This is a genomic window from Vibrio sp. 1CM2L, assembly GCF_023161695.1.
Taxonomy (GTDB): domain Bacteria; phylum Pseudomonadota; class Gammaproteobacteria; order Enterobacterales; family Vibrionaceae; genus Vibrio; species Vibrio coralliirubri.
Genome location: NZ_JALNTT010000005.1, coordinates 244,001 through 264,840 on the forward strand (window position 1 = coordinate 244,001; position 20,840 = coordinate 264,840).

18 protein-coding genes are annotated in these 20,840 nt (G+C 44.7%); 10 read left to right on the plus strand and 8 right to left on the minus strand.

Annotated features, from left to right (window positions below):
* Positions 1-192 precede the first annotated feature (192 nt).
* A complete protein-coding gene (locus tag MSG34_RS17965; protein ID WP_248338875.1) occupies positions 193-669 on the plus strand; it encodes a hypothetical protein in 477 nt (158 codons plus the stop codon).
* 400 nt (positions 670-1,069) lie between these two features.
* On the opposite strand, the gene MSG34_RS17970 is transcribed toward MSG34_RS17965, so the two are convergent.
* Complete coding sequence (locus tag MSG34_RS17970; RefSeq protein ID WP_048606795.1) at positions 1,070-2,215, minus strand: Na/Pi symporter; 1,146 nt, start codon at positions 2,213-2,215, stop codon at positions 1,070-1,072.
* Positions 2,216-2,604: 389 nt separating this feature from the next.
* Between MSG34_RS17970 and nhaR the strand changes: the two genes are divergently transcribed.
* Together nhaR and MSG34_RS17980 are read left to right on the plus strand one after the other, a co-directional pair.
* Complete coding sequence (gene nhaR, locus MSG34_RS17975; protein ID WP_017062869.1) at positions 2,605-3,495, plus strand: transcriptional activator NhaR; 891 nt, start codon at positions 2,605-2,607, stop codon at positions 3,493-3,495.
* Positions 3,496-3,595: 100 nt separating this feature from the next.
* Positions 3,596-3,889 carry a metalloregulator ArsR/SmtB family transcription factor gene (locus MSG34_RS17980; RefSeq protein WP_004735028.1) on the plus strand — a complete coding sequence of 98 codons (294 nt, stop codon included), beginning with the start codon at positions 3,596-3,598 and terminating at the stop codon, positions 3,887-3,889.
* A 287-nt stretch (positions 3,890-4,176) separates the two neighbouring features.
* Here the strand turns inward: MSG34_RS17980 and rpsT are convergent, their stop codons facing one another.
* Positions 4,177-4,437, minus strand: a complete 261-nt coding sequence (gene rpsT / locus MSG34_RS17985; protein ID WP_004739529.1) for a 30S ribosomal protein S20 — start codon at positions 4,435-4,437, stop codon at positions 4,177-4,179.
* A gap of 251 nt (positions 4,438-4,688) precedes the next feature.
* Between rpsT and murJ the strand changes: the two genes are divergently transcribed.
* The 6 genes from murJ to ispH all read left to right on the plus strand — a co-directional run bounded on the left by murJ (position 4,689) and on the right by ispH (position 12,693).
* Positions 4,689-6,251, plus strand: coding sequence for a murein biosynthesis integral membrane protein MurJ (murJ, locus tag MSG34_RS17990; protein WP_032545655.1), 1,563 nt, complete (start codon positions 4,689-4,691; stop codon positions 6,249-6,251).
* 70 nt (positions 6,252-6,321) lie between these two features.
* The gene (gene ribF, locus MSG34_RS17995) at positions 6,322-7,257 is read left to right on the plus strand and encodes a bifunctional riboflavin kinase/FAD synthetase (protein WP_017088634.1); all 936 of its coding nucleotides are present in this window, start codon (positions 6,322-6,324) and stop codon (positions 7,255-7,257) included.
* Positions 7,258-7,320: 63 nt separating this feature from the next.
* A complete protein-coding gene (gene ileS, locus MSG34_RS18000) occupies positions 7,321-10,179 on the plus strand; it encodes an isoleucine--tRNA ligase (RefSeq protein ID WP_019820547.1) in 2,859 nt (952 codons plus the stop codon).
* Positions 10,180-10,336: 157 nt separating this feature from the next.
* The gene (gene lspA / locus MSG34_RS18005; RefSeq protein ID WP_248338850.1) at positions 10,337-10,837 is read left to right on the plus strand and encodes a signal peptidase II; all 501 of its coding nucleotides are present in this window, start codon (positions 10,337-10,339) and stop codon (positions 10,835-10,837) included.
* A 312-nt stretch (positions 10,838-11,149) separates the two neighbouring features.
* The gene (gene fkpB, locus MSG34_RS18010; RefSeq protein ID WP_082151324.1) at positions 11,150-11,581 is read left to right on the plus strand and encodes an FKBP-type peptidyl-prolyl cis-trans isomerase; all 432 of its coding nucleotides are present in this window, start codon (positions 11,150-11,152) and stop codon (positions 11,579-11,581) included.
* 155 nt (positions 11,582-11,736) lie between these two features.
* Positions 11,737-12,693, plus strand: coding sequence for a 4-hydroxy-3-methylbut-2-enyl diphosphate reductase (gene ispH / locus MSG34_RS18015; protein ID WP_248338877.1), 957 nt, complete (start codon positions 11,737-11,739; stop codon positions 12,691-12,693).
* A 140-nt stretch (positions 12,694-12,833) separates the two neighbouring features.
* On the opposite strand, the gene btsR is transcribed toward ispH, so the two are convergent.
* The 3 genes from btsR to MSG34_RS18030 all read right to left on the minus strand — a co-directional run bounded on the left by btsR (position 12,834) and on the right by MSG34_RS18030 (position 17,091).
* Complete coding sequence (gene btsR / locus MSG34_RS18020; RefSeq protein ID WP_017106772.1) at positions 12,834-13,565, minus strand: two-component system response regulator BtsR; 732 nt, start codon at positions 13,563-13,565, stop codon at positions 12,834-12,836.
* A 105-nt stretch (positions 13,566-13,670) separates the two neighbouring features.
* Positions 13,671-15,341, minus strand: a complete 1,671-nt coding sequence (locus MSG34_RS18025; protein WP_017080271.1) for a sensor histidine kinase — start codon at positions 15,339-15,341, stop codon at positions 13,671-13,673.
* Positions 15,342-15,597: 256 nt separating this feature from the next.
* Positions 15,598-17,091, minus strand: coding sequence for a carbon starvation protein A (locus MSG34_RS18030; protein WP_048615024.1), 1,494 nt, complete (start codon positions 17,089-17,091; stop codon positions 15,598-15,600).
* A 332-nt stretch (positions 17,092-17,423) separates the two neighbouring features.
* Here MSG34_RS18030 and MSG34_RS18035 point away from each other — a divergent pair, with 332 nt between their 5' ends.
* The gene (locus MSG34_RS18035) at positions 17,424-17,774 is read left to right on the plus strand and encodes a DUF2799 domain-containing protein (RefSeq protein WP_017098352.1); all 351 of its coding nucleotides are present in this window, start codon (positions 17,424-17,426) and stop codon (positions 17,772-17,774) included.
* A gap of 103 nt (positions 17,775-17,877) precedes the next feature.
* On the opposite strand, the gene murQ is transcribed toward MSG34_RS18035, so the two are convergent.
* Genes murQ through MSG34_RS18050 form a run of 3 tightly spaced genes read right to left on the minus strand, consistent with a single transcriptional unit; the run spans position 17,878 to position 20,837 of the window.
* Positions 17,878-18,798 carry an N-acetylmuramic acid 6-phosphate etherase gene (murQ, locus tag MSG34_RS18040; RefSeq protein WP_050651903.1) on the minus strand — a complete coding sequence of 307 codons (921 nt, stop codon included), beginning with the start codon at positions 18,796-18,798 and terminating at the stop codon, positions 17,878-17,880.
* 45 nt (positions 18,799-18,843) lie between these two features.
* On the minus strand, positions 18,844-19,956 hold the full coding sequence (locus MSG34_RS18045) for an anhydro-N-acetylmuramic acid kinase (protein ID WP_248338852.1): 1,113 nt from the start codon (positions 19,954-19,956) through the stop codon (positions 18,844-18,846).
* Complete coding sequence (locus tag MSG34_RS18050; RefSeq protein ID WP_248338854.1) at positions 19,953-20,837, minus strand: BadF/BadG/BcrA/BcrD ATPase family protein; 885 nt, start codon at positions 20,835-20,837, stop codon at positions 19,953-19,955. Before MSG34_RS18050 ends, MSG34_RS18045 begins: the two co-directional genes overlap by 4 nt.
* Between the last annotated feature and the right edge of the window lie 3 nt (positions 20,838-20,840).

Sequence of the window (20,840 nt, forward strand, 5' to 3'; positions counted from 1 at the left end):
AATACGTTTTTAAGCGAGGGTGTTTCGTGAGGGCTGATGGCAACGGCACTTCCGCAAGGTGTTCTTGCGCCAACAGGCTTCTCAACATGTTTGATTATTGTTTGGACTCAGGCTCGATTGCCTTGCATCAAGCGTAAAAACACCGACTTCTACATACTGGTCCCCAAATCATTCATTATTTGGGGTACACACATGTTGAAGAAGTTTGCTTTTCAGATCATTCCAATTCAGATCTTCTTATTCGTCTTTTGGTTCAAAAATGGCTTTATCGATAAAGTGATGGGCGTGCTACTTGGCTTCATTACGCCTGAGACCGCTTATGCAGGAGACACATGGTCTGGCTGGAAAGGCTACATTGTTGGCACTTGGGATAAGAGCCAAATCGGTCATGCTCTGCTGAGCCCAACGTTCGATTTTATGTTCCCTATTCTGATTGCTTTGCAATGTGTGCCGTTTTTATTGGTTCTTCGTTCGGTACTTGCAGGTGAGTTCATGGTGGGTAAAGAGCGTCCGTGGTTGCTCTATGCCGCATTCGCTTCTCTGTTTGTGACGGCTTGTATGGCTTTCACTCAAACCATCACTGGCGCAAGCGACGGGCAGTATCTATGGCAATTTATCGGCTTTGGCATGGTTGCCATTATGTACTTGCGTAATGAGCAAGGTAAGTAAGCACTTTTAGAACCGAGTAAATGGGATGCGGGATACGAAGATCAAAAGCGCCCGTCATTCCCTAGACTGACGAAGGAAGGAGTAGGGAATCTCTGGATGTTATGTGTTAGGCAGATTCCCTATCACGCTAGTGCCTCGCAGTAGGGGATGACGGGTGTTTAGATACGAGTAAACGAGATGCGGGATACGAAGAGCGTGTTTAGATTTGAGTCAGTGAGATACTGAATATCAATCGCAGATAATGAGAGGCAGTCGCTTTTCGTTACTCGCTACCCGAATCCCGTATCTGCTTTTAGCTCTTCGTTACTCGTTCACTCGCATCCCGTATCTGCTCTTAAAAAGAAAAAGCCCGCAACCTAGGAGGTTGCGGGCTTTGCTATAAGCGATGTTTATTTTGCTATTAAGCGGTAAGAGCTAACACGCTACCAGGCAGTACAAGGAATACCGCAACAAGGTAACCAGCCACTACAGCCTTGTTCTTCACAGCCATGTCTGAAATCAAGTCAGCGGCTTTAACAGGTAGTTCACGTAGGAACGGAATACCGAAGATGAATACCGTTGCCATGATGTTGAACACCAAGTGTACTAGAGCAATTTGTAGTGCAAATACTGCGAACTCACCAGATACTGCTGTCGCTGCAAGTAGAGCCGTAATACATGTACCGATGTTTGCACCCAGAGTGAATGGGTAAACGTCACGTACTTTAAGAACACCTGAACCTACTAGTGGAACCATCAAGCTTGTTGTCGTAGAAGAAGACTGAACAAGGATAGTCACGATAGAGCCAGAAGCGATACCGTGGATTGGACCACGACCGATTGCGTTCTTTAGAATTTCACGAGCACGACCAACCATTAGGCTCTTCATCAGCTTACCCATTACAGTGATAGCTACGAAGATAGTTGCGATACCTAGAGCGATAAGCATGATGCCGCCAACAGTGTCGCCAAATGTTGATAGAGGCTCTTTAATCGCACTTACTACTGGTTTAGTGATTGGCTTGATGAAGTTAAGACCACCCATGCTCATATCACCTGTTGCTAGCATCGGAGATACCAACCAGTGAGAAATCTTCTCTAGAATACCAAACGCCATCTCTAGTGGTAGGAAGATAGCAACGGCTAATAGGTTAAAGAAGTCGTGGATTGTCGCACTTGCGAATGCACGTTTGAACTCTTCTTTACAACGAACGTGACCAAGGCTAACTAGCGTATTGGTTACCGTAGTACCAATGTTAGCACCCATGATCATAGGAATTGCTAGCTCAACAGGTAAACCACCTGCCACAAGGCCAACGATAATTGAAGTAACTGTACTTGATGATTGAATAAGCGCTGTTGCTACTAAACCAATCATTAAGCCTGCAACTGGGTGTGAAGCAAATTCGAAAAGAACCTTTGCTTGCTCGCCTGTTGCCCATTTGAAGCCTGTACCAACCATTGAAACTGAAAGTAATAGTAGGTAAAGCATGAATGCCAAGTTAGCCCAGCGTAGCCAACGAGTAGTGCTCGAGATAGGCGCTGCTGCAGTAGTAGCTTGGTTCATAATGTTTTCTCCATTGGACCGTTTAAGTCTGTGTTTGGTCTGTTTGTTTAATCTGAGCGTGATGTTAGAGGGGAAATATTTCAGTAATATTACATTTTGGTTTAGGTCGGACTTTTTTGTGATGATTTACTCTTTAAATATTCCTATAGCTAATGTGGTTATTTTAAGTTGTTGTTTTAAATTGATTTTTGGTGGTGATTCTATAGGTGATATAGATCTTAAAAGTTAGAAAAAAATTGAAAATAATCGCTGAAATATTACATTATGAAATCATACACTTCGAAAAAATAAGTGGTAAATGCGTGTTTGCTTAGGTTTTTCCGAGTTTGTTGAGTGGCGGTGTCATATTTGATATAAAAGGGTATCTACTCTTTTATTACGGCACATCTATGTCGCATCTCAACTACAACCATCTTTATTACTTTTGGATGGTTTGCAAGCAAGGCTCTGTTACTAAAGCTGCAGAAGCCCTATTTCTAACACCACAAACGGTAACGGGGCAGATAAAAGCCTTGGAAGAGCGCATGGATGGCAAGTTGACCAAGCGTAATGGCCGCAGTGTTGAGCCTACAGAGCTTGGGCAGCTGGTCTTTAAATATGCCGATCGTATGTTTGGCCTGAGTTACGAGATGCTGGATATCGTGAATTACAGCCAGCATTCCAATATTCTGTTTGATGTTGGCGTCGCGGATGCGCTCTCTAAAAGACTCGTCAGTAAGATACTGATGTCGACCATTCCTCCAGATAACAGCATTCATTTACGCTGTTTTGAATCGACCCATGAAATGCTACTTGAGCAGCTCTCTCAACATAAGCTCGATATGATTTTGTCTGACTGTCCGGTGGACTCTAGTCAAAGCCCGGGCCTGTTCAGTAAAAAGTTGGGTGAGAGTGGAATGAGCTTTTTCAGTTCAGGTCAGGTTGAAGGTGTTAATTTCCCTGCTGTATTGGAGCAAAGAAAGCTTTTGATCCCTGGTAGCCGAACCTCAATGGGGCGTAAAGTGCTGCAATGGTTTGATAGACAAGGGCTTAAGCCTGATATTTTAGGTGAGTTTGATGATGCCGCATTGATGAAGGCTTTTGCTCGTTACCATCATGACGCAATATTTTTAGCACCGACGCTTTATATGTCTGAAGTGGAAGACGACACATCACTGCAACTATTAGGCGGTATTGAAGAGTTAAAAGAGGAGTACTACGTCATATTTGCTGAGAGGATGATCCAACATCCAGCAGTAAAAAACGTATGTGACGCAGATTTTAGCAAATTGTTCGAATGAGTTAGTTTGTTAATGAATTGATATCGATTATCATAGCTCTACCATATGCCGGAAATACTGATAGCCCGTAGTTGGCGTAAAGGTTGTAGGGAGCCAAACTATGAACTTAAAAGAGATGGAGAAGAACTCAGCACAAGCTGTGATTCTACTCAAAGCCATGGCTAACGAGCGTCGCTTACAGATTTTGTGCCTACTACATGGTACTGAACTGTCGGTTGGGGAGTTGTGTGGCAAGTTGGAACTGAGTCAGTCTGCTTTATCTCAACATCTTGCTTGGTTGAGAAGAGATGGTTTGGTCGAAACTCGCAAAGAAGCTCAAACTGTGTATTACACATTGAGTAGTGAAGAAGTAAAAGCGATGATTAACCTACTGCATGGTATTTACTGCAAGTAGCTTATTGCTGGTGGGAGGGGGATTTCTTACCAGCGATAGAATGACACAAGGAAGTGTTAGCATTTCACATTGAACGTTAATGTTTACCTATCTACCTATCTACCTATCTACCTACTAATTTGCTTCTCTATTTATTTTTCTGATTGTTTGTTTTATCTATTGCTTAACAGTCTATCGGTAAGCAAAACGGCTGTTAGCACGTAAAATAAAAGCGTTACTCAAAATTTAGATATAAAAAAACCGGCCTAGGCCGGTTTTTTTCGTTTTGCGTTGTAATCAAATTTCTATTAAAGAGCTTTGATTGCAGCAGCGAAACGAGACTTATGACGTGCAGCTTTATTCTTATGAATAAGGCCTTTAGTCGCCATACGGTCAAGAAGTGGTGTAACTTCTACAAGAGCAGCAGTTGCAGCTTCTTTATCACCAGCTGCGATAGCTGCGATAGTCTTTTTCATGTAAGTGCGCATCATAGAACGACGGCTAGCATTGTGCTGGCGACGTTTCTCAGCTTGGATAGCGCGCTTCTTAGCAGATTTACTGTTTGCCAAGGGTCTAACTCCCAAAAACTTAGTTCGGTGACAATTTAAGGGCGAGGACTATCCCTCATTAGCGCTTAATTGTCAAATGATTTGTGCAAAAACCAATCGTAGCCAAACAAACTTTGGTATGGAAAGGTCATCGCGGTTAAGATGGCGGGGATTCTAACAGCATTTTTAGACCAATGCTAATAAATATGCTTCTTAGGACAGGATAGTATTTATCCTCGCTTGAAAGTAATCAACCAGTGTCAGAGGTTTCTGTGAGTAAACGACTATTAAAGTCAGGCCTGATTGTCAGCGCAATGACTTTTGTTTCCCGTGTATTGGGGCTAGTACGTGATGTAGTAGTAGCAAATTTGATGGGGGCAGGAGCGAGTGCCGATGTATTTTTCTTCGCTAATAAAATTCCTAATTTCTTACGTCGACTTTTTGCAGAAGGTGCGTTTTCTCAAGCGTTTGTTCCTGTATTAACGGAATATCACGCCGCAGGTGATAAAGATAAGACACGAGATTTAATTGCTAAGGTGTCGGGTACGCTCGGGGTTTTAGTTTCTATTGTCACCGTTATCGGGGTATTGGGCTCTGGCGTGATCACCGCGATGTTTGGTGCGGGTTGGTTTATCGACTGGCTAAATGATGGTCCATCAGCGCCAAAGTTTGAGTTGGCGAGCTTTATGCTCAAGATTACCTTTCCTTATTTATGGTTTATTACCTTCGTTGCTTTATCTGGTGCCATTCTTAATACATTAGGTAAATTTGCGGTCTCTTCTTTTACCCCTGTGTTCTTGAACGTGATGATCATAGGCGCTGCGTGGTTTATCTCTCCTAATTTAGAACAACCAGAAATTGGTTTAGCCATTGGTGTGTTTCTTGGTGGCTTAGTCCAATTCCTTTTCCAAATGCCTTTCTTGATCAAAGCGGGTGTGTTGGTTAAGCCGAAGTGGGGCTGGAGAGATCCGGGTGTGGTTAAGATCCGCACATTAATGATCCCTGCTTTGTTCGGGGTATCGGTCAGTCAAATCAACTTATTGTTTGATACCTTTATTGCCAGCTTCCTCGCAACAGGTTCTATCAGTTGGTTGTACTACTCAGACCGACTGCTTGAATTTCCTCTCGGTTTATTCGGTATCGCGATTGCGACTGTGATTCTTCCTGCTTTATCTCGTAAACACGTAGATGCTCAAGGGGAAGGGTTCGCGCATACCATGGATTGGGGCGTGCGCATGGTTTTGCTGCTTGGTATTCCTGCGATGTTAGGTCTTATCGTTTTAGCTAAACCAATGCTGATGGTGCTTTTTATGCGTGGTGAGTTCTCTCCACACGATGTACAGCAGGCATCGATGTCATTGGTAGCTTACGCATCAGGCTTGCTTAACTTCATGTTGATTAAAGTTTTAGCTCCGGGTTACTACTCTCGCCAAGATACCAAAACACCGGTTAAGTACGGCATTATCGCTATGGTGACTAATATGGTGTTTAACGCGATCTTTGCTTATTTCTATGGTTATGTGGGTTTAGCGATTGCGACGGCACTGTCTGCTTTTGTGAATATGGCATTGTTATATCGTGGATTACACCTTGCGGGTGTGTATCAATTAACTAAGACAACCTTGTTGTTTAGTGCCAAATTGATTATCTCAGGTGTGGTGATGGTAGCGGCTATTTTATGGCAGCTGGATAATATGCAACATTGGCTTGAATGGAGCTTCAGCCAGAGAGCGCTGACATTAACAGGCTTGATTGGACTTGGTGGCTTTGTTTATATTGTTTCGGTACTGATTTTAGGTATCCGAGTAAAACATTTAAAAGCAGCGACAGATTAATACTGATTAGTATATAATCCGTCGGTTTCACACAATAAATGATGCAAATAATAGGTTTTAGCTGATCATAATGGAACTGATCCGAGGTATACACAATATTAAAGCGCAGCATCATGGCTGTGTATTAACCATAGGTAACTTCGATGGTGTTCATTTAGGACATCAAGAGGTTCTGAGTCAGGTTTCTAAACAAGCTGCAGCATTAGGGCTACCTTCTGTTGTTATGACGTTTGAGCCGCAGCCTATGGAGCTGTTTGCCCGAGATAAAGCGCCAGCACGTTTAACTCGCTTACGAGATAAATACGTGCAACTGAGCAAGCTAGATATCAGTCGCCTATTGTGTGTTAATTTTAATCAGTATTTTGCAAGTTTATCCGCGGAAGCGTTCATTAAGGATCTTTTGGTTGATAAGCTTGGTGTGAAGTTCTTGGTGGTTGGTGACGATTTTTGCTTTGGTAAAGGTCGCACTGGCAATTTCGCTATGCTCAAAGAGGCGGGCGAGAAGTACGGTTTTGAGGTGGTAAGCACCCAAAGCTATTGCTTAAACCAATTACGAGTAAGCAGTACTGAGATACGAAATGCATTAGCGGTCGATGACTTGGCTGCAAGTGCTACCATGTTAGGACGTGATTACAGTATTAGTGGTCGAGTGTCCCATGGTCGAAAACTAGGGAGAACTATCGGTTTCCCTACCGCTAATATTCCATTAAAGCGTTGTGTTTCTCCTGTATCGGGAGTGTATGTTGTTGAAGCTTTGGATATCGACGGTGTTCCTGTCGGTGGCGTTGCTAATATTGGACAACGACCAACAGTTAATGGGGTAAGGCAGCAATTAGAAGTGCATTTTTTTGACTTTAAAGCCAATTTATATGGTAAACAGTTAGAAGTACGACTTTTGCACAAACTGCGCGACGAGATAAAATTTGAATCGTTCGACGCACTAAAGAATCAAATAGAATTGGATGCTGAAGCCGCAAGGGTGTGGCTGCTTCAGCTAAAGAATTAATCGGATGATTCCACCGATTAACATAATGTCTAACTTCGCCCAATATAACGGAATTAAGAATCGATGAGTGATTATAAAGATACCCTGAACTTACCAGAAACAGGGTTCCCAATGCGCGGCAATCTGGCAAATCGTGAGCCAGAAATGCTGAAGCGTTGGTACAAAGAAGATCTTTACGGCGAAATCCGTAAGGCAAAGAAAGGTAAAAAATCTTTCGTACTGCATGATGGCCCTCCATACGCGAACGGCGACATTCACATTGGCCACGCGCTGAATAAGATTCTTAAAGACATTATTATCAAATCTAAGACCCTTTCTGGTTTTGATGCACCGTACATCCCTGGTTGGGACTGTCACGGTCTTCCAATCGAGCTAATGGTTGAGAAGAAGAAAGGTAAGCCTGGTCAGAAGATTTCGGCTGCTGAATTCCGCGAAGAGTGTCGTAAGTACGCTGCGGGTCAAGTTGAAGGTCAGAAAGAGAGCTTCAAACGTCTTGGCATCATGGGCGAGTGGGACAAACCTTACCGCACTATGGATTTCGGCACTGAAGCGAACATCATTCGTTCTCTTGGCAAAATCGCAGATAAAGGTCACCTTCTTAAAGGTTTCAAGCCTGTTCACTGGTGTACTGACTGTGGTTCTGCTCTGGCTGAAGCTGAAGTTGAATACAAAGATAAAGTTTCTCCATCTATCGATGTGAAATTTACAGCAGCTGACGAAGCGGCGCTTCTAGAGAAATTTACTCTAGCTGAAGGCCACGCGGGTCAGGGCGAAATCTCTATCGTTATCTGGACAACAACACCATGGACTCTGCCAGCTAACCGCGCAGTATGTCTACGTGATGATCTTGAATACGTGCTTATCCAAGTTGAAGCGAATGGCGACCAGCCTGCTCAACGTATCGTTGTTGCTTCTGAACTAGCAAAAGACGTAATGGACCGTGCAGGTATCGAGCACTTCCATAACCTTGGTTTTGCTACTGGTGCTGATCTTGAGCTTTCTCAGTTCAACCACCCGTTCTACGACTTTACTGTTCCTGCTGTTCTTGGTGACCACGTTACAACGGATTCAGGTACTGGTGTGGTTCACACTGCGCCTGGCCACGGTCAAGAAGATTTCGTGGTTGGTAAGAAGTACAACCTAGAAATCGCTAACCCAGTTGGTTCAAACGGCGTTTACCTGCCAGATACTGAGCTATTTGCTGGTCAGCACGTATTCAAAGCGAACGACTCTGTTTTAGAAGTTTTAAAAGAGAAAGGTGCACTTCTGCATCACCACGCTTACGAGCACAGCTACCCACATTGTTGGAGACACAAAACTCCAATCATCTTCCGCGCAACACCACAATGGTTCATCTCTATGGATCAAGCTGGCCTACGAGCTAAAGCACTAGAGTCAATCAAGAGTGTTGAGTGGTTGCCTGAATGGGGTCAAAGCCGTATCGAAGGTATGGTTGAAGGTCGCCCTGAGTGGTGTATCTCTCGTCAACGTACTTGGGGTGTGCCAATTGCTCTGTTCGTTCATAAAGAAACAGCAGAACTTCACCCAGAAAGCCCAGCGCTTATTGAAAAAGTAGCGAAGCTAGTTGAAGAGAAAGGCATTCAAGCTTGGTGGGATGTAGACGCTGCTGAACTTATGGGCGCAGAAGACGCTGATAAGTACGAAAAAGTAATGGATACGCTAGACGTATGGTTCGACTCAGGTGTTACGCACTTCTCTGTTGTTGATTCTCGTGAAGAGTACAACTTCCCGAACGAAGAGCGCACTCACAGTGCTGATCTTTACCTTGAAGGTTCAGACCAACACCGTGGCTGGTTCCAGTCTTCTCTAATTTCATCTATCGCGATGAAAGACGAAGCACCGTACAAGCAAGTACTAACTCACGGTTTCGTGGTTGATGGTAACGGCCGTAAGATGTCTAAATCTATCGGTAACGTTGTTGCTCCTAAAGACGTAACCAACAAGCTAGGTGCAGATATCCTGCGTCTATGGGTTGCTTCTACAGACTACACAGGTGAAGTTGCGGTTTCTGATGAAATCCTGAAGCGTTCAGCGGATGCTTACCGTCGTATTCGTAACACAGCTCGTTTCTTCCTAGCGAACTTGAACGGTTTCAACCCTGAAACTGACCTCGTACCTGCTGAAGAGATGGTTGCACTTGATCGCTGGGCTGTTGGCCGTGCTCAAGCTGCACAAGAAGAGATTGTTAAAGCATACGGCGAGTACAACACTCACGGTGTGACTCAACGTCTAATGCAGTTCTGTTCTATCGAAATGGGTTCTTTCTACCTAGACGTAATCAAAGACCGTCAGTACACGGCGAAGCAGGGCAGCCATGCTCAACGTAGCTGTCAAACGGCGCTTTACTACATCGTAGAAGCTCTAGTTCGTTGGATGGCGCCTATCATGTCGTTCACTGCAGATGAAATCTGGAATGAAATGCCAGGTGAGCGCGACACGTTCGTATTCACAGGTGAATGGTTCGAAGGTCTATTTGGTCTTGCTGAAGGCGAAGAGCTAAGCAACGAATTCTGGACTGAAATCCAGTCTGTTCGTGGCGCAGTGAACAAGCTTCTTGAAGATGCTCGTAAAGAGAAAACGATCGGTGGCGCACTGCAAGCTGAAGTTACTCTATACGCTGATGATGCACTAGCGGCTAAAATCAACAAGCTAGAAGATGAGCTACGTTTCGTACTTATCACTTCTGCAGCTGTTGTTAAGCCACTGAGCGAGAAGTCTGATGCAGCGCAAGCGACAGACGTTGCTGGTCTATTCGTTGAAGTTGCGGCTACTGAAGCTGAGAAGTGTGACCGTTGCTGGCACCACACTCCAGATGTAGGCACTATCGAAGGTCACGAGAAAGTTTGTGGTCGTTGTGTGTCGAACATCGACGGTGAAGGCGAAGTGCGTAAGTTCGCATAACGACTCAGAGAAAGACTGAACTTTTTGTAAAAATCATAGCCCCAGTATCAACTGGGGTTATTTTTAGTTATAGGAAATGTGTTTAACCAAGTTGGTAATCAAGGTCACTTAAAGTGACTAACAATGAATACCAACTTCGTAAATACTAGGAATAGAAATGAGTGAAGTTTCGTTAAAACAATCTGGTGTACGTTGGTTATGGCTGGCTCTATTGGTCTTCTTGGCTGATATTGGCATTAAACTCTTTGTCATGGACAACATGGGTTATGGCTGGGCAAACCGTATTGAGGTGCTGCCATTCTTTAACTTTCTGTACGTGCATAACTACGGTGCAGCGTTTAGCTTCTTGAGTGATCAAAGTGGTTGGCAGCGTTGGTTATTTACGGGTATCGCATTTGCGGTAACAGGTATGCTGACGTACTGGATGAGCAAACTACCAGCAACAGAGAAGTGGAATAACATTGCTTATGCGATCATCATTGGTGGCGCGGTAGGTAATGTGTTTGACCGAGTTGTACACGGCTTTGTTGTCGATTACTTAGACTTCTACTGGGGCACTTACCACTGGCCTGCATTTAACTTAGCAGATATGGGAATCTGTATCGGTGCTGCGATGATCATCTTAGATGGTTTCCGTAAGAAAGAAGAAAGCAAATAGCTTGCCTCAAAGTCAGTCTATGACTCACAGAATAGAATAGCCCTAAGCGCTGTCGGTTGATTCCGACGGCGCTTTTTTTTATGCTGCAATTAATATCAATCGTAGTAAATAACTACTCTCCCTAGTTTGCTAAAAGCCTCGATAACTTCGTTAGAATTTTTGATTGTAGAATAACTACTTATCGAAAAATTCTGCCTTGTTCTCAAGCCTTTTCCCTGAACTATGTCTGAGTACTTACTTACTGTGATTGATATGATATGAGAGCGAAGCAAATTGCGTTCTCAAATAATAAAGAAATCTAAGGAAAGTAACGTGGCAGCAATTAAAAATGATTCAGCAGTAACTCTACATTTTACGATTAAAATGAAGGATGGTTCAGTTGCCGATAGTACGGAAAACATGGGCAAACCAGCGAAGTTCGTCATGGGCGATGGTAGCCTAAGTGAGAACTTTGAAGCGTGCTTACTTGGACTTGAAGCTGGAACTGAAAAGTCTATCGAACTGAAGGCGGAAGACGCGTTTGGTATGCCAAACCCAGATCATATTCACTATATGGATCGTGCTAAGTTTGTTGGTGACTCTGAAGTTGAAGTGGGCACTATCATGGCATTCTCAGGTCCTGACGGTATGGAAATTCCAGGTATTATTACTGAGATCGCAGGTGATTCAGTGACGGTTGATTTTAATCACCCGCTCGCTGGTCAAGACGTTACCTTTGACGTCAATATCTTAGCGGTGGACTAACTATCTTAGCTGTTAATCACTACCTTAACAGTAGAATAACATCGCCTTACAGCTGTGATGTCACCCAGAGCTTCACTGTCTAGGCGCTTCACTGTAGAATGCGAACCTCGCTGACGGCGAACTCTATAGAAACAACCTTAGTACCGCGGTAAATGATGAGCAATGAAATGAAAATAATGTTAGCTAACCCTCGTGGCTTTTGTGCTGGTGTCGATCGTGCGATCAGCATCGTAGAGCGTGCACTCGAAATGTATCAGCCACCGATCTATGTTCGCCATGAAGTGGTACACAACCGCTTTGTTGTTGAGGGGCTCAAGCAGCGTGGTGCTATTTTTGTCGAAGAACTGAGTGAAGTGCCAGACGACAACATCGTGATCTTCTCGGCTCACGGTGTTTCTCAAGCGGTTCGTAAAGAAGCGAAAGAGCGCGAACTGACTGTATTTGATGCAACGTGTCCTTTGGTGACTAAAGTTCATATGGAGGTTGCTCGTGCGAGCCGCAAACATATGGAAGTAGTACTGATTGGTCACGCAGGTCACCCAGAAGTGGAAGGCACCATGGGTCAGTACGCTAGCCAAACTGGTGGTATGTACTTGGTTGAGAAGCCAGAGGACGTACAGAACCTAGTAGTGAATGACCCGAGTAACCTGCACTACGTTAGCCAAACGACGCTATCAGTTGATGAAACAGCTGATGTAATTGAAGAGCTGCGTCGAGTGTTCCCTGAGATCCAAGGCCCACGTAAAGACGACATTTGCTACGCAACACAAAACCGTCAAGACGCGATTCGTGAGATGGCTGGTGATGTTGATGTCGTGATTGTTGTTGGTTCTAAGAACTCATCTAACTCAACACGTTTGAAAGAGCTGGCTGAGAAACTAGGCACGCCAGGTTACCTAACCGATTGCCCTGAAGACATTCAAACTGAATGGGTTGAAGGGAAAAATAAAATTGGTGTGACAGCGGGTGCTTCAGCGCCTGAAGAGCTAGTAAACCAAATCTTAGATCGTATTCGTGAGCTAGGTGCGACTGATGTTGAAGAGATTCAAGGTCGTGAAGAGAACATGTTCTTTGAAGTACCAAAAGAGCTACAGATTAAGCAAGTCGACTAATCTCTATTGATTGATGACAAGATCGATGCGTAACACTATCGATTTGCAAACACTATTGATTTGTAAACAGCAGGAAGCCAACGTTGATACGTTGGCTTTTTTGATCGTGCTTTGGAACAAGGCGTCTAACTTCTAACGCGTTATTGGAGACCGAGTTGCTCTTTTAAAGTCTTTAAATAACGACGACTGACAGGCACTTCAAAGCCAGTTAGGGTAATGATCTCGGCTAATCCATTTTCTAGCAGTTTGATCTCTTGGATCGATTTTATGTTGATCAAATATTGGCGATGACAGCGGATCAAATCGGTTTTTTCTTCCAAGATCTTTAGCGTTAACTGTGAGGTCGCGGTTTGCGATGAGCTACGAACATGCACACCACTGATATCGGAATAGGCGCACTCGACCGTTTGGCTTGCCATGATCACAATGCGGTTATGACCGATACACGGGATCTGCTCTAAGTGACAGGGAGCAATCGCTGAGATGTTCTGTTCTGGTGCTTTCTGGTTTTGTTTGATGACCTTATTCAGGCGACAAACGCTCTTGTTTAATCGACAAGGCTCGACTGGCTTAAGCAGGTAATCAAAAGCGTTATCTTCAAAGGCTTGAATCGCATATTGGTCGTAGGCGGTGACGAATACCACGTAAGGCATGGTATCTGGGTCAAGCATGCTTAACAGCTCAATCCCGGTAACCTGCGGCATTTGGATATCCAAATACACCACATCAGGCTTGAGTAGGTTGATCTGTTTCAGTCCTTCGATCGCGTTACTCGCTTGGCCTATGATTTCCACTTCTCCGGTTTCGGTCAGCAGCTCAATCAGCTCTTCGCGAGCAAAAAGCTCATCATCGACAACTAATGCTTTTAACATCCTACAATCTTCATCTTGGTTCTATCCCTGCTTGGTTCACGCTTATCTTTTAAATGTCTGTTTCTAAATGTTTCAACTCGGAGCGATCCGTCCCCGAAAATACCATTATTTGAGTATAGGTATGATAAAGCTCATTCGAGTAAATTGCTGTGGTTGAGATTCTATTTTTAGTGCTGAATCTTGTCCAAAGAAATTAGTGAGTCGTTTATCAACAATTTCCATCCCTAAACCTACATGATCTTGAGATGGCTTCTGATAATTACCTGCATTGTCTTCAACGGTTAACTTGAACCCACCCTCGAAAGCCTCGCTAGAGATCTTCACTTTACCGCCTTCCAACATATTAGATATCCCATGTTTGATGGCGTTTTCTACCAGCGGTTGCAGGGTAAAGCTCGGCAATTGAGATTCATATAACTGCGGGTCAATATCCCATTCCACTTCTAGTCGATCGGTAAAGCGTGCTTTCTCTATGGTCAGGTAAGCGTTGACGTGTGCCAGTTCGTCTTTGAGCTTCACGGTGTTGATGTTCTGCTTTAGGTTGCTTCTAAAGAAGTGAGACAGGTGCTGAATCAACTCTCGAGCTTTATCTGGGTCACGACGTGTTACTGCGCTGATGGTGTTAAGCGCATTGAACAAGAAATGCGGATTCACTTGAGCGTGCAGCAGTTTGATTTCTGCTTGTGTCAGTAGCGTTTGCTGCTGCTGATAGTTGCTGAATAGGATCTGGCTCGACAATAGCTGAGCGATACCTTCACCCATCGACATGTTGATGGTCGAGAAAAGTTTTAGTTTTGGCTCATACAGTTTGATGGTACCGACCACTTCGTTACCCGCACGGAGTGGAATAATCAGAGCCGAGCCCAATTTACAATCCTGTGACAAGGAGCATTGGTATGGGTTCTCTTTGCCATCAAGATAGATGATGTCGTTCTGTTCCATAGAAGTGAGCGTGCTTTGCGATGAAATCGGAGTATTTGGAATATGGTGTTCATCACCAATGCCAACGAACGCGAGGATTTTTTCTCGGTCGGTAATCGCTACCGCCCCTACGTTGGTCTCTTCATAAACAATACGTACGATTTTTTGTGCGTTATCGGAATTGAAGCCGCCATGCAGAATACCTACTGAACGCTCGGCGATGGTTAATGCGCGGCGTGAGAAGGTAGCCGAGTACTTTTCGAAGATGGTTTTCCTGTCTTGGATGATGCTCATGAACAGCGCAGCCCCGACCGAGTTAGCGATGATCATTGGCGCCGCAATATCGGAGACCAGAGCATAGGACTGCTCAAATGGTTTTGCGACCGCTAGCAGAATCAGCATCTGAATGATCTCTGCAAACAGGGTTACCGAGAAAACCACTAACGGATTAAACAGTTGGCTGGCTTTGTTCTTTCTAACTAAGTAAACGTGCAATAGGCCACCAATCAAGCCTTCTGCTGTGGTGGAAATAGCACAAGCCAAGTCTGTGAAGCCGCCTAATGAGTAACGGTGAATCCCGCCAGTAAAACCGACCGCAAAGCCGACAACCGGACCACCAAACAAGCCACCCATGACCGCTCCCATCGCGCGCGTGTTGGCGATAGCATCATTGATCTGTAAGCCAAAATAGGTGCCCATAATACAGAACAGGGAAAACAGAACGTAGCAGCTGATTTTATGACTTAAGCGTGAAGAGATGCTCAACAAAGGGAGAATCAGTGGCGTTTTACTTAGCATGTAAGCAATCACTAAGTAGACACAGGTTTGTTGCAGCAGAGAGAGAATGAGTTCCATATTTTCACCTATTGAGACGCTTGTTAAGTGTAAAGCTCATTGCGTGGTAACGGTAGCTTTGCTTGTGTTTTCGTTGGTTATATCGAGCGGTGATTGCTTGTCAATGCTGAGATACAGTAAAGCCCATCTCAAAGGACGGGCTTTAGTCTTAATTTCCACGAATCACTGGATGACTACGTGAGCAAGCGAAGTGTGTCTGGCTGTTCTTTTGTCTCTCTATGAAGACGTGTCTCTTTATATTAAGAGTCTGAAAGAACTAGGCAGTTTTGGTGACGCCTTTTGCTTCTTTCTCTTCTTTTTCATCAGCAAGGTCGATATCGCCTTTGCCTTTTGAAATCTTGATAACGTAAGCCGCAACACCTAGTGCACTCACCACACCAATGATGGTCGAGATTTGCATTGGTAGACCGAAGCCTAGTTGGCTGTTGTTCAGGATGAATGTGATACACACAGACGTCATGAACACAGCTGGAACCGTAGTTACCCAGTGCAGTTTGTTGTGACGAAGTAGGTAAGCCGAAGCTGTCCATAACATCATCACTGCTGTTGATTGGTTAGCAAAACCGAAGTAGCGCCAGATGATACCGAAATCAACTTGAGTCAAGATGCCGCCGATAACGAACAGTGGTAAAGCCATCAGTAGGCGGTTACGCAGTGTTTTCTGTTCCATGTTGAAGTATTCAGCAAGGATAAGACGGCTTGAACGGAATGCTGTGTCACCAGAAGTGATTGGCAGGATAACTACGCCAAGGAAAGCAAGGATACCGCCGAATACACCCAGTAGACCAAATGAAGCGCTGTATACCACGTTACCAGGGCCACCGTTTGCAATTGCATCAGATAGAGACTCAACTGAACCGAAGAATGACAGAGCAAGTGCACACCAGATTAGAGCGATGATGCCTTCACCAATCATTGCACCGTAGAATACGAAGCGACCGTTCTTCTCGTTTTCCATACAACGCGCCATCAAAGGAGACTGAGTTGCGTGGAAGCCAGAGATTGCACCACAAGCAATAGTGATGAATAGAGCTGGCCAAAGTGGTAGGTCATTCGGGTTCATGTTGGTGAACATGTCCTTCATCTCGAAGCCACCCATGATTTGGTGCTCGTCAGATAGACCAATCGCAGTGATTAGGCCGACAGACATGAAGATAAGCAGTGCGCCGAACAGTGGGTAGAAGCGACCAATGATTTTATCGACAGGGACAATCGTTGCGATGATGTAGTAAGCAAAGATGATAACAACCATGGTTGTTGCAGACATCGCGAAATCAGTTTGGTCGTTCACTAGGTTAGTGATCATGCCTGCAGGAGCAGATACGAATACCACACCAACGAGAAGCAGTAGAACAATGGCAAAGATGTTCATAAAGTGTTTTGCGCCATTGCCTAGGTAACGTCCAGTGATAGTTGGAACCGAAGCACCACCATTACGGATAGATAACATACCTGAGAAGTAGTCGTGTACTGCACCTGCGAAGATACAACCTAGCACGATCCAAAGCATCGCTGCTGGGCCGTAAAGGGCACCCATGATAGGGCCGAAGATTGGACCCACACCTGCAATGTTAAGCAGCTGAACTAGGTAAACCTTTGGTGTCGACATTGGAACGTAGTCCACGCCATCTTGCTTGGTGTGAGCGGGTGTTTGACGCTTTTCATTGATACCGAAAATCTTCTCGATAAAGGCACCGTAAATAAAGTAGCCACCAATGAGTGCTGCAACACAGGTAAGAAACCACATCATAATTTGTTATCCCTGAATGTATTAATTAAGTCAGGGTGTATATTAAAGAAGAGCATGAGAAGAAACTTCCGCTATGAGAGTGAGTGGTCGAATAGTCAATTAAGTGGTGTTATAACTGATTGAGTGGTTTGCTACGTTTGTAGAGCGGTTGGTTATGCGTGTTGAGAAGTGTCTTGCTTCTGGCAAGTGGCGGCTTATCAGCTTTAAGCGGTAACCAATAGATATCAGTGGCAGATAACAGACATAAGTGGACATCAGCCAGTGTTCAGCGGAGAATCACCACAAAGGCAACGCTTCGTCAGGAAGTGGCTAGGTAAATATAAAGGACTGAAATGAAAAAAATAATCGCACTATTCGCCGTGGCATTTAGCCTTGCAGGATGCAGCGCCAATGTTCAAGATTTAGCAGCTGAAGGCAATTGGCAAGAGATTGGCTATCGTGATGGTATCAAAGGCCACACTCAACGTTCGTACTCAGAGATGACTGAGCTTGGCGCAGTCGATCAAGCGAGTTACACAGAAGGTTATCACCTAGGTGTGACTGAATATTGTAATCCGAACCATGCTTATCAGATTGGTTTATCTGGTCAGGTGTATGAAGGCGTGTGTTCTGGTACGGAAGACGCTCAACGTTTCCGCATGGAGTGGCAACGCGGCTGGGACGAGTTCTCAAACGACTACTAAGCCCAAGCTAGCGATGAAAAATTAAAACTAAAAAAGACCAGTACCGCGTGTGAACTGGTCTTTTTGTATGCAGCGGGCGTAACACTTAACAACAAAGTCTAGACTATTGATTATTCTCGACAGCTTTTCTCAAGAAGCCATTTTGCTTATCAAGTTGTGCCTTGGCTAACTCTAAATCTAGCCCTGTTAGAATCATCAAAATAGATAACTTCACATCGTAATCAGTCGCTTTAAGTGTTGATACCGCCAGTGCTTTGTCACACTCCGTTGCTTGGATAACGATACGAGCAGCGCGGGCAACCAATTTTTCATTAGTCGCTTTTACGTCGACCATCAGATTTTGGTAGCTTTTGCCGATACGAATCATGCTTGCAGTGGTCAGCATATTAAGCACCAGCTTTTGTGCCGTACCTGATTTGAGTCGTGTTGAACCTGTTAATGCTTCTGGGCCAACCACCGGGCTAATTGCGATTTGAGCGATTTCAGCAATTGGAGAATCAGGGTTACAAGACAGAGCAACCGTTACTGCGCCAAGCTGATTGGCATAGTTGAGTGCACCAATCACGTAAGGTGTGCGACCGCTCGCTGCAATACCCACCACGACATCATTTTCTGAAAACTGAATCGCTTTCAGATCTTCAATACCGAGAGTCAGCGAGTCTTCAGCGCCTTCTTTGGCTTTTAAAATCGCCTCTGGTCCACCTGCAATTAGGCCGATAACCATCTTGTCTGAAACACCGAAAGTCGGTGGGCACTCTGATGCGTCTAACACACCTAATCGACCACTGGTGCCTGCGCCCATATAAATCAGTCGACCACCGTTTTGAAAGGCATGAGCAATTTTATCGACCGCTTTCGCGATCTGTGGCAGTTCCGCTTCAATCGCCAGTGGGACTTGTTTGTCTTGTTGGTTAATCTTTTCAACCACTTCGAGAGAGGTGAGCAGATCAATATCCATAGTGTCAGGGTTTCTCCCCTCCGAAACGAGGTGCGAGAGTGCTGATATGAGAGCGTCGTTACTCATAATGATCCTTAAATGGTGATTCTAAAATGATGGTTCTAAAGTTGTTTAGTCAGCACGGTAGAGAACGCCTAGAGAGGCCGCTCTGCTCGCGCCAGTCACTTCTGGTAAATTGCTTGGCAGTTGATGAATATGACGTTGAGCAAGCCACGCAAAAGCCATCGCTTCCATGTAATCGGCATCCACGCCTTTACTGGTGGTTGAATCAACATCCCAACTTGGAAGCAGTTCAGACAGTCTCTTCATCAACAATGGATTTCGTGTACCACCGCCACACACATACAGTGCAGGCTGGTTACCCAAGCGATAAGTATCCACTTCATTGGCTATCGTCAATGCGGTGTATTCACAAAGCGTGCGCTGAACATCTTCTGCTGCAAGATCTTTAAATTCTGTTAATTGTTGCTCTAGCCAAGGTAGGTTGAATAGTTCTCTACCTGTACTTTTCGGTGGCATTTGAGATAGATAAGATTCATTTAACAACTGTTCGAGTAAAGCTTGATTGAGTTGACCTTTAAGCGCAAATTGCGCATCACGGTCAAACTTCTCACCCGTGTGTTTATCAACCCAAGCGTCCATCAACATATTGCCCGGGCCTGTATCATAACCAAGCGTTGGCTGATTAGGGCGCAGTACTGAAATATTCGAGATACCACCAATATTTAACACCACAACCGAGCTGTCTTGCGGGTGGAAAATCGTGTGGTGGAAGGCTGGGACGAGTGGCGCACCTTGCCCGCCTAATGCCATGTCTTTACGCCTGAAATCGGCAACCGTTTGAATCTGTGTTTTAGCGGTAATGATGTTGGCATCACCCAACTGCATAGTAAATGGAGATTCGCCGCTTGGCTGGTGGAATACCGTTTGACCATGATTACCAATCGCAGTCACAGAAGATGCAGGTGTACCTGACTTTTCGAGAAGTTGCAGAATCGCATCAGCAAATAGATGGCCAAGCTGGTGGTCGAGTTCTCCAATGGCAATCAAATCGGTTTTCTGACCAATACAAACTTCAAGCAGACGTGCTTTGAGGTCGTCAGGCATTGGGAACTCATCATGAGCCAGCAATGTGATGCGCGTATCTTCAATCGAAACTAAGGCCGTATCAACGCCGTCCATACTCGTCCCTGACATCACACCGATATATAACTCTGATTTCATTGTTCACTTCCTAAATTAAGCTGCTGGATCTTTTGGTTAGCGATGACTTCTGCACCATCCAGAGCATTACCTTGAATGTTTAAGGTACGAACTTGGAGTTCTTGGGAAAGCCTAGGGCGATAGAACTGTCCTAAACTGCCTAAGAACATAATCGGTAATGAGTTATAGTCTGAGCATGTTCGTGTGAGCTTCTCTATTTCTTCAATACCTTGTTTTAATATGGTACTTGCCGTTGAGCAGCGCTGTTCCATATCAACGAGCTCTCGTGCAAATTGGGCGTAATCGGTCGCATTAGCTTTGTCAATCCACTGTAGAATTTGGTTGCGTTCGTTGCCTGTCTTTCGCATTACAAGCTGACTCGTTAAAGAAGTGCGCTTGTTATCTAATTCAACGAGAGTTTGTTGAACAGCTCGAAACCCAAGCCAAGCGCCACCACCTTGGTCACCAATTGGGAAACCCCAGCCACCAATTTGATGAGTCTTTTGTTGTGCGTCCAATTGAATCGCAACAGCTCCCGTCCCAATCGCAATACAGTTAACCCCTTGTCCTGAATTAGCACCAAATACTGACGCTTCTGCATCAGTCGTTACATACAGGTGCGGGCAATGGGTTAACGCCGATTGCAGTTTGGCTTTTAAATCTAAGTTTCCTACGCCAGCAACGCCAACCACAATATAGCACTGTTGTGATTTTATCTGATTAACACTCAACATTTCATCAATATAATGAGTCAGTTGAGTGATCGCAGCTTCACCATATAAGGTCAATGACGTCGCAGGTAAAATACAATCTTCGATGTTACTTAGTGTTGGTAATATTCGCTTCAGTCTAATGGCGGTTTTAGTTCCACCGCCATCGACTGCCAAAGTATGGGTAATCATTGG

Bases quoted from the DNA above. Each gene is read 5' to 3' on its own strand.
- lspA (WP_248338850.1), top strand. From the start codon at position 10,337: ATGAGTGAAGTTTCGTTAAAACAATCTGGTGTACGTTGGTTATGGCTG.
- MSG34_RS18050 (WP_248338854.1), bottom strand. From the start codon at position 20,837: ATGATTACCCATACTTTGGCAGTCGATGGCGGTGGAACTAAAACCGCC.
- MSG34_RS18030 (WP_048615024.1), bottom strand. From the start codon at position 17,091: ATGATGTGGTTTCTTACCTGTGTTGCAGCACTCATTGGTGGCTACTTT.
- btsR (WP_017106772.1), bottom strand. From the start codon at position 13,565: ATGTTAAAAGCATTAGTTGTCGATGATGAGCTTTTTGCTCGCGAAGAG.
- MSG34_RS17970 (WP_048606795.1), bottom strand. From the start codon at position 2,215: ATGAACCAAGCTACTACTGCAGCAGCGCCTATCTCGAGCACTACTCGT.
- ileS (WP_019820547.1), top strand. From the start codon at position 7,321: ATGAGTGATTATAAAGATACCCTGAACTTACCAGAAACAGGGTTCCCA.
- MSG34_RS18035 (WP_017098352.1), top strand. From the start codon at position 17,424: ATGAAAAAAATAATCGCACTATTCGCCGTGGCATTTAGCCTTGCAGGA.
- murQ (WP_050651903.1), bottom strand. From the start codon at position 18,798: ATGAGTAACGACGCTCTCATATCAGCACTCTCGCACCTCGTTTCGGAG.
- MSG34_RS18025 (WP_017080271.1), bottom strand. From the start codon at position 15,341: ATGGAACTCATTCTCTCTCTGCTGCAACAAACCTGTGTCTACTTAGTG.
- MSG34_RS17965 (WP_248338875.1), top strand. From the start codon at position 193: ATGTTGAAGAAGTTTGCTTTTCAGATCATTCCAATTCAGATCTTCTTA.
- ispH (WP_248338877.1), top strand. From the start codon at position 11,737: ATGAGCAATGAAATGAAAATAATGTTAGCTAACCCTCGTGGCTTTTGT.
- MSG34_RS17980 (WP_004735028.1), top strand. From the start codon at position 3,596: ATGAACTTAAAAGAGATGGAGAAGAACTCAGCACAAGCTGTGATTCTA.
- MSG34_RS18045 (WP_248338852.1), bottom strand. From the start codon at position 19,956: ATGAAATCAGAGTTATATATCGGTGTGATGTCAGGGACGAGTATGGAC.
- ribF (WP_017088634.1), top strand. From the start codon at position 6,322: ATGGAACTGATCCGAGGTATACACAATATTAAAGCGCAGCATCATGGC.
- nhaR (WP_017062869.1), top strand. From the start codon at position 2,605: ATGTCGCATCTCAACTACAACCATCTTTATTACTTTTGGATGGTTTGC.